Here is a 14,879-nt window from a genome sequence, read left to right as displayed (position 1 = left end):
GCAAACAACATCTAAAACTAATAACGAGAGGGTATGCTTTGTTCATCGCTTAGCAGCCACTTTTTTGAGGACAGAGTTATGAGCCAAGTATTAGTTATTTCAGGTCATCCAGATTTAGATTCTTCTTACACGAACAGTGTGGTGTTGCAGCAAGTTTCTGAGCAATTGGATAATGTGTCAGTGCGCCGTCTCGATGAGCTTTACCCAGATTATCAAATTGATGTGGCTGCCGAGCAGCAAGCATTGATCGCTGCTGATGTCGTGATTCTGCAGTTTCCTTTTTATTGGTATTCAGTCCCCGCGTTACTGAAAAAATGGATCGATGATGTCTTTAGTTTCAATTTTGCTTACGGCACGCATGGCGACAAGTTAAAAGGTAAAGACTTAATTTTGTCGTTTACCATTGGTGGCCCGGCCGAGTCGTATGAACCACTTGGTTATAACCACTTTACGATTGAGCAATTGATTCACCCACTTCAGCAAACAAGTTATTTAGCGGGTATGAATTTTCAAAAGCCAATCTATAGTCATCGAATGGTTTACATTCCTAGCGTGTATAACGAATTGGAAGACGTACAGGCTCGAGCAACTGAACATGCACAGCGTCTCATTACCAGTGTGCGCCACTTAACGGAGTCGCCAGAAGCCAAAATTACCGCTCTAGTTAAGCAGTGGTTTGCTCAATTTGATCAGTTAGCAGAGGATACCGCGCAATATACACGCTACTTGGCTTCTGATGTGCAATGGCAATCGCCAGAAGGTATTTTTGTTGGGCATCAAGGTTTCAATGATTGGTATGGTGTTGCGCGCGCAACATTCAAACCAAATTGTCAGCATAATGTGCATCAACTCAGCATTAAAGAATTGGGTGATCAGTATCAAGTTGATTTACATATTCGTCTTATTGCCGAAACTTACCCAGAGTCGATGATGCAAGGTCAACCGGTTGATATGGCCGTTGATGAAACATGGTTAATGAGTCTTGATGATAACGGAACACCAATGATTCATAGCTATGATGTGCGTCCAGTTGTCGAGCAATAATCATAGCTGTCATCAATGAAAAGCAGAGCTAAGCCTCTGCTTTTTGCATTTTTTGAATGTTGGCCTTGGGTGTTTGGTTTTGCACTGCGTTTTGGATTGAAGCTAACACATGAGAAGAAAGAAATGAGCGCTAGGTTATAAGTTTTGCTCAAACTGCTTGGATATTGTCCTGTTTTAAGGCTTATTGATAACTAATCAAATAAATTAACTTATAGGGCTAGTCATGTACAAACTTGTGTGTGGAATCTGCGCATTAGTGATTGGCTTACTGCTTTTTGGTGCCTATAGCGCAGTGTTTGCGAGCGCATGGTATGCCAATTATTCTGAGCAACTGCTGCAAGGTTGTTTAAATCTTTTCCCTTCATTCCAGCAGCACTTAAACAGTAATCATTGGATTGACATGACTATGCTGATTAGTCTGTGTCAGTCGGTCGTGCTGAGTGTGGTTTTTGCCATGACATTTGGCGTGATATTGGGAGTGTTTACTGGCCTGATTAGCGTCGCTCAATACGCTTTACTCGGAGCGTTATTCGGTTTTTTGTATGTGGTCGCTCCATCATTGATGGTGTTTGTTGATGAGCAATTATTTGCCGGAACACTAAACTTACCGATATTATCCCAACACCAGTTAGTGGAAGTCTTAACTTGGTATTTACCGCTGATGATAGGGTTCTTTTATATCGTGGCATCAAAACGTAAAAAGCATGCTCGCACTGAGCGGTTTTGGTTTCGAGAATCAATCTAGTAAAAAAAGAGGCGTTATCGCCTCTTTTTTTAATTACTCAACAGACACGAGCTCATAGCTGATCATGTACAGTTCATTCAAATTTGGGTAAATCTCAGCAATCAGACGTTTTAGCTCATCTAATGGTAGCGCTTCTTGCTCAGCGTGGAACTCATTAATCTCATCGTATTTTAGTGGTTCAACTGACAAAATTTTGATTTCACCAACCTTGCGATCGGTTTCTAAGGTAAATACCTCAACTTGTGTACCCGGTACGTAGTGGCTTTCTGCTTCATCACGAATGGTAATGGTTTTTTTTCCTGCCGTGATAAGCGGAGTGAGGAATTCAAAGAAAGTGATTTTGGTTGGCGCTTGGCTCATGGGTTATCTACCTATCAATTGTGAAAGGCGATTGTATCGTAAGAATATGTGCTAAAAGAGGCATAGAAGGCTTAAAAATAAGAAGGGCACTTGAAGATGAAAGGGGTAAAAATAATATGACCTGCCGTTGTTACTCACCAAGAGTCGGGCAGGTCATAGGATAGATTAACGCGAATACTCGTTTACGCGGTTGCGGAGCGTTTTAGCCAAATATTTGCGTTGATGTAAGAGCCGACAACTGCAATGAGCATTAACGGGCCAAGTACACATGAGATAAGTCCGCAGCAAACTTGCTTAACCGTTATAGCTTTCGTTGGTGTAAGAAATTGAGCGATGAAAAAGATAACCAAACCTGCAATCGACCATACAATCATAAAATATCCTAGTTTTGTCATGAAGCTTATTGCTCCACTAACTAAGATAATGACTTCTACCAAAAGATGGTATGCGAATTGTCACATTTTTGTATCATTTGTCGAAACAGATGACAGAAATGGGCGCTAAAGGGGCTGATTACAGCCCTTTTAGGTATTGAGCGTTGGCCGTCGGCTGAATCGCTTTAGCAATTTGCTGACGCTCTGCCATATTTCCTTCTTGTAGTGCTTGGCTAAACAACTGTACAAGCGCGAGTTTCGTTGCTTCAACTTTGGTTTCAGTTTGAATATCACGCAGATCGATCATCACATCCGTAAACAGCAGGGGTAGATCGCTAAGCACTTCGAGGTTAAGCACGTTGTGTTCACTGTATATCGAGTTGTGGCTGCCGCGCTGTTTTTGAATTACGTATGGATTGTCTTTCAAGTTGATGATTGAGGTGCGCTTGTTACAGCGCTTCAAACAGCCTTTGTTGACTTTAATTTTCTTGCACCCTTCGGTTTGTTGGAACAAACACTGACGGCTTGTAAGCAGCGTATTTGGGTGGTAAATGCTGTAGAAAGTGCGCATTGATGGTGCACGTTTGATGTGGCGCATCTGCTTCATATTTAGCTCGTTAGAGATAAATGCGCCGCTTGCAGCAAACTCTTGTTGCAAACACTTTAACGCATAAGAGTTAGTCGTGTTCATTTGTGGGCCGGCAACCCAATTCAAGCCAAGATCTTTCGCAATCATACCTACACCGGAGTTATTGGTGATAAGCATGCTTGGTTTCAATGTCGACAAAAATTCATGAGCGGCCGTAAAATCGTCGCCAATCAAAATCGCTGGGAACCAAGGTTTAAGTGTTGGTTGTGCTTGGAATAGCGCAATCAGGGATGCGCATTCATCGGCTAAGCCCATTGGCAATTGCAGATACACATCAATGTTTTCCTGCTCGCATAGGTAAGCGTCTGCTGGATCGGAAATGAGCACAGATAATTTAGGGGCAGCAGTGGCAGCTGAATGTTCTAATGCAGGCAGTGTTGGCGCATCAATCGCCCCTTTGAGGCTCGCTTTGGCGATGTTACTCGTGACATCGAAATCGGCCGTTTTGTTAGCAACGGTTTCGATGATCGCAGTCTTATCGTCGTACAATTTTTTCTTTACTTGCTGCACGTCATCAATGCTTTGGCACTGATAAACTTGCGCGAAGTGTTTTACAGCATGGTCGCGAGGGTTGTCGATATACATTGCTTTCCCGTATTCGCCTTGCAAAAATGCATTGGAAAAATCACGGTTAAATACGGTGTATAGCTCTCGAGTATCAGTCGATAGCGCTTCGCCATCACACAAACGGTCGATTTGTTTACGCCAGTTGTTCACCACGGTATAAACGTAGTGTGATTTCTTGATGCGGCCTTCAACTTTAAGTGAGTAAACTCCGGCATCAGCTAGCGCCTGTAGATCGCCAAAGGCGGAGTTGTCTTTTAAGTTCAGTGGGTAATGGTTGCCAGTTTTAGTCGGTTCATATTGCTCGCGACAAGGTTGGCTACAACGACCACGGTTGCCTGATGCACCATTGCGCGCAGAGCTGATATAACAAATACCGGAAAAGCCAATACAGTAAGAACCGTGAACAAACACTTCCATCATCACATTGTGCTGTTTACCAAATTCGGCCAGATGTTTGATCTCATTGATATTAAGCTCTCGAGAGAGGTTCACACGACTGGCCGTTAATTGATTGAGAAAACGAATCTGCCCTTCATTGTGAGTATTGAGCTGCGTTGAGGCATGTACATCTAAGTCAGGAAAATGATGCTTGAGAATGTACGCTAATCCTAAATCTTGCACGATCACACCATCGATTTGAGTGGTGTTGAGTTGGCTAAGTAGACGCACGATTGCAGGAATTTCGCTCTCGAGGATCAAAACATTTAGGGTCAGAAAAATTTTGCAGTTGTGCTGGTGTGCAAGAGTTAACACGCCGTTCAAGTTATCTAAGGTTAAGTTGGTCGCGCGGTTGCGAGCGTTAAAACGGTCAAGGCCGCAATATATTGCATCAGCACCCGCGGCAATCGCAGCTTTGATTGAATCCAAATCTCCACCAGGAGCCAATAACTCAAATTGATCGCGTGTCACTATTTATCTCTTACACAATAAAAATAGGCGCGCATTTTACGTGTTTCGTAACCAGGATGCGAATTTAATTGGAGTTTTGTCTCTCCCTCTTTTTGAAGCCTCGTGAATGTTGGTTGCCCTCAGCCTAGAGAGTGTGTCGATGGATTTGCTGTTATATCAATAGGCTGAGTGAGAATGGAAGGCTAATACGAGGAAAACTAACGGCGTTTAGCTTTTGTCTTTGCGTTTCGTAGTAACAAATCCAATTCATGTTGTTCGATAATTTGGATGTTGGTTATCGATTCTAAATAGGCTTTGCAAGTATCCCGAGTTTTACAGCGAAAGCATTTAAACCCTAATTTCATATCTCTCCTTGAATGTCGTGTTATGCGTTGCGAGCGAGCCTACGTGCAATGTGGACGTGGCTGTATTGTCGCTTTCTGAGTCTGCTGCTCAGATTATTCGCGGCGTATTGTAGGGTGAAACTTAGCCATACAGATAGGAAGCAAGATCTCAATTTGAAATGCTTTTATTAATGATTCTGTAAGAAATTTCCTAAAAGTGCATTAGCTAATGGGCGTGCGGAAACTCGCTGGTTTGAGTGCGACCAATGAACAGGTGAGCGACTGGCAAATATTCTCTGCGGTATTTCCCATGACTAAACCTTTTACGCCGCCCCGCGCAACGGTGCCCATGACGAGGATATCTATTCCTAGTTCATTGACGCTACGTGGTATTTCTTCGTCGGCTCGACCATTGATATGGTGAATGGCAATCTCACATTCTAGATTGGATTTGTCGATCAACTCATTGAGCAAGTTGAGATGATTGTGTCGTGCAAGCGCCACTTCGGCATTCAGTTCTTCATCATCGACTTGGATCCATGAGTGATGACGAAGGTAATGTTCCAGTTCATATTGCCAGCAGGAGATGATGTGTAAGTGGTTATCGTGCTCGCGAGCCAACGCATGACCAGTGTGCAGTAATTGCAGCGCTAATGCTTGCTCTTCTTTCGTTGACGCAACAGGGTCAATTGCAACCGCGATACGCTGTTTAAGTTCGGTTTTGGCACTGGGGCGATGGAGCCAAACCGCGCAGGGACATTTACGTAATAACTGCATATCTAATGCTCGAAACCCGCGAGAATCTGTGTCATTGAGCTCAATATCTTTTATCAATAAATCATGTTGATGGGTTAAAACGGTTTCAATAGCTTTGACGACAGGCTTATCGCCGCTCCCGATCTCAATATTGAACGGAAGTTCATCATTTATTTGTTCTTCAGCCAGTAAATATTGTATCTGCCGCGCAAGATGATCTTCCAGCGATTGCTCATACAGATGCTCGTATTTCTGCATATTCGATGGGAGGGTAGGGCAGAGTATCAGCCCGCGTAAATCCGCCTGATTGCTATGTGCCAGTTTGATTGACTGCTCTAAAGCGCGATGTTCATCAGATAATCCTTGGCTCACAAATAGAATGTTTTTGTACTCTTTCATACTCGCCCCCGAGACGGATTGTTTGGCTATAAGTGTTGTTCCGCTTTGGTGATATGTCCACCTGATTTGCAAGGTTAATAAGTCACATCGAGGTTTGTGGTTATCGTTGCTAGTGCGTGGCTTTGTAGCTGCGGGCTTGGCGTTTGATTTTACAGTGTAAAATTTCCTCTTAGGCGTAACCATTTGACTGATTGATAAAATGAGAAAGCCCCTGGCTATCGAATGATGAGCAGGGGCTTTTTAGTTTATTGGGCTAAATGTTGATTATCGATTGTTTACCGCATTCACAAATACCTTTTGGGCATCCTTGATGCCGATGGATTTGGCTTCCTCTAACAGAGCAAGCGCCTTAGGTATATCATCCGCTGCAACGGCTGCTTTGATGGATGAGTGGTAGTAGTTTTCTGTTTCAGGTAATGCAACAACGGCTGTTTTGGTCGCAATTACCGGAATTTCTGGTGCGGATGCCGATTTTGATGACTGTATAAAACTCGATAGGCCGCTGTCACGTTTGAGCGCAATTCGAATCTCACCTTGCTCAACATGCTGAGCAATCGGATTATCAATTTGTGGCGGCACAGTACGCTTGGCGATAGCCATGGCTTTAGCTGGGTGAAGAAGTTCGGTGGTGTCTGCCAGATCTTGCTTCGTGGTATAAATCAAACCGTAAATTTTGGTTGTTTGAATTGGTAGGTTGAGCACGATATCGCCAAATAAGACATCACCGCGAATAAAGTCGGTGTCATCGTAATCAAAATAGGATGCATTGTAGTTTCTGATTAAATTGAAGTTTTGGTCGTAAAGGGCGAGGTTAGGTGCGAATACTTTTAGTTGCTTAACGATGCCAGATACTTCAATGGTGATTTCAGGTTCGGTGACTTCAAAAGCAAAGCCAGCAACAGGGCTGGAGAAATCTTGGTTGGTGAGATACTGCGTGTTACTACTGATATGGAATGAAAAGTTTGCTGGAATATCAACCTGCTGCCATTCAATCTGCTCAATTTTTGAAATAGATTGCTCGGTAGGATTATGGCTACCAAAGTCTTGATGGCTTGAGCAACCGAATAAGACCGAAACTCCAAGTAACACTGTGGCTATTTTTTTCATTGATATACTCCTGCAAGCAAGATAGCCAGACTCGCTGGCTATCTTGTTCTAGACAATACTGACGTTTAAGTGAGTGCTAATGGGTTTACCACCAAGCTTCAACTTGTGCGCCGAACATTAGATCGTTGTCATCAACCGCTTTGTCGCCAGAGTAGCTAGAAGCGAAAACTCGGATTGCTGGACGTGCCCAAAAATTTGAGCCAGCTTGCCATTGTTGAGCGATAGTAAACTTAGTGAGATCTTGTTTATCTGCCCATGGGTATTCATCTTGATGGTAACCCATCTCAACGATTGTGCTCATCGTTTCAGACCATTTGTAGCCAGGACGAAGTACAACACTTAGTGCTTTACCGTCGCTGTTACCGTTACCGTCGTCTAGCAATTGAGCGTAAACAAATGAGTAACCAAGGTTCCATTTGTCTGCTTCGATCACACCCCAATCGATAAAGCGTACCGATTCACGACCCTCTTGGTTGTCGCCACCAGGTCCTCCCATATTGTATGAGTCACCAGTGTGGTTACCAACGAAGCCTGCCATGCGTAGCCCTCGGTAGCGTATTGAAGCACAGCTTTGTTAAAACCTAAATCAAATCCTTGAGTGTGCTCAGCGGTAAAGAAGAAGCCTGTTTTATCAAGGCTGTAATCACCTGAATTTCCGATGCCGTTATCGATGGCATTTTTTGTACATCAGTGTGTGATGGTTTTGCTGCTAAGAAGCTCTAAGCTACCTTTATCGTTAGTTTCAATGCCGGTTAGACGTAGGTCAATGGAGTTAGCAGTCGAGTAAACTTGTGTGCCTTCCAAAGGTGTTTTTGTCAACGTCTAGTAGAGGGTTTTCCATTTATGTTGTACTGCTGCCATATGGAATTTAGCAAAACCTAGATCGATGTTTCAAGACCAATACCAGCGCCAGAGTTGTTCACGTAGTAGAAGTCCATGATATGTACATCTTTACGGCCATAGTAACGCTCACCCGCCCAAAGACGCTTGCCATCAGCCATGGTGTAGTCTGCCCATGCTTCGCGGAATGATGCACGTTCACCTTCCCAAGGGCCATCAGGGTCTGTACCGATAGCTTGGAAAGAGTTACCGCGACCGTCTAAACCGCCATTTTCATAGGTACCGTAAGCAACTAATGTGTGAATGTTGAACGAGCCACCTTCACTGCTTTCCCATACTTTATTCACGTTTAGAGCGAGTTCAGCGTAGTTATCACACTCATCACCCAAACGACCTACAGCATGACCAAATGTTGTTGGGCCACCGTTACCGTAACAAAATTGTGAGCCGCCATCAGCGTTTGCGCCAAAGCCTGCACGCATATAGCCATGAAAGTCTGCTTCTGCAGCAGCAGCGGTTCCGACTGCTAAAGTAGAAAAAATAGCAGCAGCGATTGCACTTACTTTTTTCATTCTTAACTCCATTAAGGTTTTTATCATTATTTGGTCTCTGCTTGCTTTGGGTTAATTGGGGGAAACACCAAAGCAGAGAGGTCGTTGGGAATGCTTTCCCGTTTGTATTTGACGAAAATAAGATTACCGAAGGAGTAGATAAGAAACGTCATCCAATCGCGCTAAATATAGGGAGGGCGTAGGGGGGAGTAGATGAATAAGTAGTGGGTGGAAAATGATGAATATCACTAAAATAAGGATGAGTTAGTGGTTTTCTATCTGTTTAATGCCTGTTTTTGTTACCTGTATCAAACTTATCAATCGTTCTTAATGGATTAGTAATAAAATTACCAATAAAAATAATAAAAGATAAGGTGAATATTTATCAGATTGAGATGCAGGTCATATTATATTAATTGTTAATTTTTATTCATATTGTTGTTAGGTAGAAATTATATGTCAGCTCTTTTTCATGAGTTTGGATATTAATTACGTTGAATTGATAATGTTGGTGAGCTAGATTTCAAATTTGATTGCGTATTATATCCCTAAGCATTCTGAGGCTACTTAGGTATGGATTGTTTTTGTATCAGAATCATCTTGATATTAAACAGCATTAGTAGAAGTGGAAAAGAAGCTCAGTGGCTGGGTTTATAATCCAGTGACGTTAATAGGTTAGATTGAGAGGATTGTCACTGGCTTGAGTGGTGAAGATAAAGAAAAAGTCAGCAGAAAACTGCTGACTTTAAATCATGAATTTAACGGTTAATGATTGAGGTTGTTAGCCTTTTACGCCGCCTGCGGTTAATCCGCCTACCAACCAGCGTTGAGCGAGTAAGAACACGATGGTAATAGGCAGTGCCGATAATACTGCTGCTGCTGCGAAGTCACCCCATAGATAGTTTTGTGGGTAGAGATATTGCTGCATACCAACGGCTAGCGTATAGGACTGGACATCAGACAACAACAGCGATGCAACTGGTACTTCACCAACGGCGCCAATGAACGACAGAATAAACACCACCGCAAGAATCGGCACTGACAGAGGCAGCAATACCAATCGGAATGCTTGCCAAGGGGTTGCGCCATCCAGTGCAGCGGCTTCTTCTAGTGAGTTATCAACCGTTTCAAAATAACCTTTGATCGTCCAGACGTGCAGTGCAATACCGCCAAGATAAGAGAAGATCAAACCACCGTGGGTGTTTAATCCCAAAAACGGAATGTACTGACCTAGTTTATCGAACAGTGCGTACAGTGCGACAAGAGCAAGCACGGCTGGGAACATTTGGAAAATCATCATTGCTTTCAAAATGGTGTCTTTTCCTTTGAAACGCAGTCGCGCAAAAGCGTAAGCCGATGTGGTAGAGAGCGCGACAATTAAGATTGACGTAATACCCGCCACTTTTACTGAGTTCCATAACCAAGTGAGAACTGGGAACGGTGGTGGTGTCACCGTTCCATCAGCATTGGTGACCGAGAACCCTAAAGCCAGTTTCCAGTGCTCTAATGAAGGCTTGTCTGGAATAAGACTACCGGTCGCGAAGTTACCTTCACGAAACGAAATTGCCACGACCATCAACAGTGGGAAAATGATCAATGATAGGAAGATCCACAACGCAATATGCGTTGCCCACACGCGGTATTTTAAGGATTTACCTTGTACCATCGCCATGTTGATTACTCCTTAATCCTGAGAAAGTTTAGTGAAGCGCAAGTTCAATAGTGCGAGCGCGCCTACCAGTAAGAAGATGAGTGTTGCGATAGCACTCGCCAAACCAAAGTCTTGACCACCAGAACCTTCAAATGCGATTCGGTAGGTGTAGCTTACAAGTAAGTCTGTATAACCTGCCGGCTCTGACGTACCGATCATATTTGGACCACCGGTCGTCAATAATTGAATCATAACGAAGTTGTTAAAGTTAAACGCAAAACAAGCGATTAATAACGGTGTGAGCGGTTTAATCATTGTTGGTAACGTAATTTTAATGAAATTATCAATGAAATTAGCACCATCAATAGCTGACGCTTCGTATAAATCATTCGGTATCGCTTTTAGCAATCCCATACATAAAATCATCATGTAAGGAAAACCAAGCCAGGTATTAACAATGAGCACCATTGTTTTTGCTAAGAATGGATCGGAGAACCAAGATGGACTGATACCAAATATCGCATTTAGTACCATGTTTATTTCACCAAAGCTTTGGTTGAATAAGCCTCTAAAAATAAGGATGGAAATAAATGCTGGTACCGCGTATGGAAGAATTAAAATAACACGATAGACTGCGCGGCCTTTCAATTCTTCCCACTGAACGACACTTGCCAAAACTAAGCCGATAATTAATGTAAATAATACAGTCAGAGATGCAAAAATAACGGTCCAAATAAAGATGCTAATAAAAGGTTCTTTAATACCATCATCTTTCCATACACGTTCAAAGTTATGAGTGCCAATATTAACGATAAAACCAGGTGAGACGGTGTTACTAATGAATTGGCCATTCTCGTCGATTGGTTGGTAGTAGCCCACATCCATATTTGGACGCAATGTTTCTTGCGTACGGTTGTTGTATAAGGTTTCGCCATCGGCTTGTAGAGTGTATAGAGGTACTACCGCCGCAAACTTACGCAAACCGCTCATACGAATATCATCACCGTCTTCGATGTGTAGATCGAGCTTTCCGAGTTGATCACGGTTGCTGACGATAGTCTTGATAGGCTCTTTGGTGCCTTGTGGCTCGGTAATTTCAGTTAGGTCTAAATCAATGTTGTTTAGGCCATTGATTTGAAATACTGGTGTCGCGAGTAATTTATCACCTTGTTTAATAACAATTTGGTGACCGTCACCGGTTTTGTATAGTGTAAATGGGTAGCTTTCACCGCTTTGGTAAGTTCTATCAAGTAACACTTGTTGTGCGCGTTCAAAAGAAAGCTGATTTTTAGCACTGTAGTTTGTGAATGCGAGGCCAACCGTATACGCCAGAGGGAAGAGGATGAACAAAATCATCCCTGCAATACCTGGATAAATGTATCGGTGGGCGTAAGTCTTTTTGCTACTGAAAATGTAAAGCGCTAGCGCTGTTAAAAGAATAGTAAGTAGGGCAAATGCAATCTCGCCACGAGAATACATAAGAATTGTCGCGTAGCCATTGATCGTACCGACAGTGGCTAATAGGGCCCACTTAGTGAATATTTTTTTGCTACCCGGAAGGATGGCTTCTGGTGCGTGCATCGCATCTTTGCCTTGAACTGACTGCATAGGAAACCTGCTAGCTAAATCGGGGAAATACTGATAATCAAAGGAGGAGGAAGCCTCCTCCTTTAAGTGGTGCAGAAAAATTAGTTAACGATCTGTTTTTCTGCATCCGCTAACGCTGCATCAACCGTTTGTCGTCCTTCAACAACGTTGATGATTGCGTTTTTCGTCGCTACCCAAAATGCGTTCATTTGTGGGATGTTTGGCATGATTTCACCGTTTAGCGCGTTATCCATGGTTGCCGCGATACGTTTGTCGGCATCAAGCTCACGTTGGAATGAGTTTAGTGCTACTGCGCCTAGAGGTTTGTCATTGTTTACCATACGTAGACCATCGTTAGTCAGTAGGTAGTTTTCAAGAAACTCTACTGCAAGATCTTTGTTTGGTGACGCAGTACTGATGCCCGCGCTCAATACACCAACGAATGGCTTAGAAGATTGGCCTTGGAATTTTGGCAGTGTTGCAACGCCGTAGTTGATGCCTGACTTGTCGATATTGCTCCATGACCATGGACCGTTGATGGTCATCGCTACCGTGCCTTGGTTAAAGCCTGACTCTGATACAGAGTAATCCATGTCAGGAGAGATAACGCCTTTATCTACTAGGCCTTTTACGAAGTTCATCGCATCTTTAACGCCTTCTTTCTGAATGCCAGAGTTTTTCGCATCGTAGCCTTCAGAAGTGTATTTAAATGCATAGCCACCATCAGCCGCCATTAGTGGCCAAGTAAAGTAAGGTTCTTTCAGGTTCCACATAATGGCAGATTTGCCATCTTTCTTCAGTTCCGCATCAATCTTAGCCACGTCTTCCCAAGTTTTTGGTGGGTTTGGAACAAGGTCTTTGTTGTAGATTAGAGACAGTGATTCAATTGCGATAGGGTAGCCGATTAGCTTACCGTTGTAACGTACTGCGTCCCATGCAAAGTCAACGATACCTTGTTGAATCTCTTGAGAAGGTTTGATCTCAGTTAACAGGCCAGCTTCTGCGTAACCGCCGAAACGGTCGTGAGCCCAAAATACGATGTCTGGACCGTCACCTGTTGCTGCTGTTTGTGGGAACTTGTCCTGCATTGCGTCTGGGTGAGCAACTGTGACTTTAATACCCGTTTCTTCTTCAAACTTTTTGCCAACTTCTGCAAGGCCGTTGTAGCCTTTATCCCCGTTTATCCAAATCGTAAGTTGTCCTTCTTCAATAGCTGCGTGAGCACTGAAAGTCCCTAAGGCAACAAGTGTGCTAATAGCAATTGCACTTAATTTTTTCATTTTTTACGTCCTTTAATATACTAGATGTAGGGCCACAACTATGAGGTTCTGGCATGTTCTAACCGTTATAATTAGAAAAAAACCAGCTAATCTCATCCTCCTACCTCCTACGCCTCTACGCCTATTAGATTTTTTCGAGAACTAGCCATCATTAATATAGTGATCGAGATCTAATATTTGGTTCTTATTGAGATCTGGTTCAAATTAAATAAGGTTAATAATGTGACTTAATTCTAAATTGCATCTTGGCGCTTAAATTTTGCTCATCCTTTTCTACTCCCCCTTCTAATTATTTTTTTGGGAGGATGTCTCTTTTTATCATGTGTTACAAACTTTACAAGCAGAGGGTTAGGTAAGAACCAGCCTTTCCAGCGCTCCTGTATTGCTGGAGTATTATGGGCACTAGTGAGTAGATTATATGCTTTTTATTTGGTTTGGGAGCGGAATGAAAAGAATAATTTATTACGTAAACTCGCTTGTTGCTGATTGGGGTAGCTTTCGTGAGTAAAATGAAAGACTACCCGTTTTTTTCCTATTACTTTGGCTATTGCTCGCTGGATAAATATATTGAATGATCAGCAGCGATTGGAATTTATTGTTCGAGGATAAGCTATATGGCTAGTGTCACGTTAAAGAACGTTTGTAAAGCATATGGGGACTTAATGATTTCTAAAAATGTAGATTTAGAAATCAATGAAGGTGAGTTCGTGGTGTTTGTTGGTCCATCAGGATGTGGTAAATCGACTCTTTTGCGGTGCATAGCTGGCTTAGAAGACATTACATCTGGCGATCTCTATATTGGGGATAAACGCATGAACGATGTAGAGCCATCAAAGCGCGGTGTAGGGATGGTGTTCCAATCTTACGCGCTTTACCCTCACCTGAATTTATATGACAACATGTCGTTTAGCCTAAAATTGGCAAAGGCAGATAAAGCCGAAATCGACAAACGTGTCTCTCATTCTGCTGAAATTTTACAGCTTGGTCATTTACTTGACCGTCTACCAAAAGCACTTTCTGGTGGCCAGCGTCAACGCGTAGCCATTGGCCGTACGCTGGTTTCACAACCAAAAGTCTTCCTATTAGATGAACCGCTATCAAACCTAGATGCTGCTTTGCGCGTTAATATGCGCAGCCAAATCACCAAGCTACAACGTCAACTTGGTTGCACCATGATCTATGTGACTCATGACCAGGTTGAAGCGATGACCATGGCAGACAAAATCGTAGTATTAGATGGTGGCTCGGTATCACAAGTTGGTAGACCGTTGGAGCTTTACCACTACCCAATAAATCGCTTTGTTGCTGGTTTTATTGGTTCGCCAAAAATGAACTTTATGAGCGTGCACGTGGATGAGGTTGAGTCAGAACGCGTTAAAGTGCGTCTGATGAATGGGGTGAGTTTCTGGATTCCAGTTGATGGCACCACGGTCAACGTAGGTGACCGCATGTCACTGGGTATTCGACCAGAGCACCTGGTGCAAGCAAGTGAAAGTGACGCATCTATTCATGGCGATATCACCATCGTTGAAAAGCTTGGCAATGAAACTCAAGTATATCTGAGCCTAGAGGGCGCAGATGCAGACGTGATCTTCCGCCAGCCAGATACCCTGCCTGTAGACGTTGGGGATTGCCTAGAGATTGGTATCCCAGCTCACCGCTGTCATCTATTCCACCGAGATGGGCGTGCATGCCAACGTTTATACAAAGAGAACGGTGTGGACTAAGTTAGCGGAG

General features: G+C 43.2%; 14 protein-coding genes. 3 read left to right on the top strand and 11 right to left on the bottom strand.

The features are described 5' to 3' along the window. Window positions 1-78 precede the first annotated feature (78 nt). Both Vt282_RS18875 and Vt282_RS18870 read left to right on the top strand, forming a co-directional pair. Window positions 79-1,044 (top strand): NAD(P)H-dependent oxidoreductase, encoded by a 966-nt coding sequence (locus Vt282_RS18875; protein ID WP_162064394.1) that lies wholly within the window; start codon window positions 79-81, stop codon window positions 1,042-1,044. A 223-nt stretch (window positions 1,045-1,267) separates the two neighbouring features. Next, window positions 1,268-1,789, top strand: coding sequence for a hypothetical protein (locus tag Vt282_RS18870; RefSeq protein WP_162064393.1), 522 nt, complete (start codon window positions 1,268-1,270; stop codon window positions 1,787-1,789). 33 nt (window positions 1,790-1,822) lie between these two features. On the opposite strand, the gene yqfB is transcribed toward Vt282_RS18870, so the two are convergent. The 11 genes from yqfB to malE all read right to left on the bottom strand — a co-directional run bounded on the left by yqfB (window position 1,823) and on the right by malE (window position 13,142). Next, window positions 1,823-2,149, bottom strand: coding sequence for a N(4)-acetylcytidine aminohydrolase (yqfB, locus tag Vt282_RS18865; RefSeq protein ID WP_162048446.1), 327 nt, complete (start codon window positions 2,147-2,149; stop codon window positions 1,823-1,825). A 182-nt stretch (window positions 2,150-2,331) separates the two neighbouring features. Next, window positions 2,332-2,523, bottom strand: a complete 192-nt coding sequence (locus Vt282_RS18860; protein WP_162048445.1) for a hypothetical protein — start codon at window positions 2,521-2,523, stop codon at window positions 2,332-2,334. 139 nt (window positions 2,524-2,662) lie between these two features. Beyond that, a complete protein-coding gene (locus Vt282_RS18855; protein ID WP_162064392.1) occupies window positions 2,663-4,648 on the bottom strand; it encodes a U32 family peptidase in 1,986 nt (661 codons plus the stop codon). A 545-nt stretch (window positions 4,649-5,193) separates the two neighbouring features. After that, window positions 5,194-6,126, bottom strand: a complete 933-nt coding sequence (locus Vt282_RS18850; protein WP_162064391.1) for a universal stress protein — start codon at window positions 6,124-6,126, stop codon at window positions 5,194-5,196. 264 nt (window positions 6,127-6,390) lie between these two features. Beyond that, window positions 6,391-7,233 carry a MalM family protein gene (locus Vt282_RS18845; RefSeq protein ID WP_162048442.1) on the bottom strand — a complete coding sequence of 281 codons (843 nt, stop codon included), beginning with the start codon at window positions 7,231-7,233 and terminating at the stop codon, window positions 6,391-6,393. Window positions 7,234-7,318: 85 nt separating this feature from the next. Beyond that, a complete protein-coding gene (locus Vt282_RS20975) occupies window positions 7,319-7,771 on the bottom strand; it encodes a carbohydrate porin (RefSeq protein WP_269472637.1) in 453 nt (150 codons plus the stop codon). Next, window positions 7,663-7,893, bottom strand: coding sequence for a carbohydrate porin (locus Vt282_RS21390; RefSeq protein ID WP_269472666.1), 231 nt, complete (start codon window positions 7,891-7,893; stop codon window positions 7,663-7,665). The genes Vt282_RS20975 and Vt282_RS21390 overlap by 109 nt, the downstream gene beginning before the upstream one ends. A gap of 218 nt (window positions 7,894-8,111) precedes the next feature. Next, window positions 8,112-8,645, bottom strand: a complete 534-nt coding sequence (locus Vt282_RS20970) for a carbohydrate porin (RefSeq protein ID WP_232055209.1) — start codon at window positions 8,643-8,645, stop codon at window positions 8,112-8,114. A gap of 760 nt (window positions 8,646-9,405) precedes the next feature. Continuing rightward, on the bottom strand, window positions 9,406-10,296 hold the full coding sequence (malG, locus tag Vt282_RS18835) for a maltose ABC transporter permease MalG (RefSeq protein ID WP_162064390.1): 891 nt from the start codon (window positions 10,294-10,296) through the stop codon (window positions 9,406-9,408). Between the two features lie 12 nt (window positions 10,297-10,308). Continuing rightward, window positions 10,309-11,883 (bottom strand): maltose ABC transporter permease MalF, encoded by a 1,575-nt coding sequence (gene malF / locus Vt282_RS18830; RefSeq protein ID WP_162064389.1) that lies wholly within the window; start codon window positions 11,881-11,883, stop codon window positions 10,309-10,311. Between the two features lie 80 nt (window positions 11,884-11,963). Next, a complete protein-coding gene (gene malE / locus Vt282_RS18825; RefSeq protein ID WP_162064388.1) occupies window positions 11,964-13,142 on the bottom strand; it encodes a maltose/maltodextrin ABC transporter substrate-binding protein MalE in 1,179 nt (392 codons plus the stop codon). A 614-nt stretch (window positions 13,143-13,756) separates the two neighbouring features. On the opposite strand from malE, the gene malK reads away from it, so the two are divergent. Next, the gene (malK, locus tag Vt282_RS18820; RefSeq protein WP_162064387.1) at window positions 13,757-14,869 is read left to right on the top strand and encodes a maltose/maltodextrin ABC transporter ATP-binding protein MalK; all 1,113 of its coding nucleotides are present in this window, start codon (window positions 13,757-13,759) and stop codon (window positions 14,867-14,869) included. Window positions 14,870-14,879: the final 10 nt, after the last annotated feature.

The sequence above is a fragment of the Vibrio taketomensis genome, from assembly GCF_009938165.1.
GTDB classification, from domain to species: Bacteria; Pseudomonadota; Gammaproteobacteria; order Enterobacterales; family Vibrionaceae; genus Vibrio; species Vibrio taketomensis.
The sequence above is the reverse complement of the archived record's forward strand: the minus strand, read 5'-3'. Positions and strand labels throughout refer to the sequence as shown.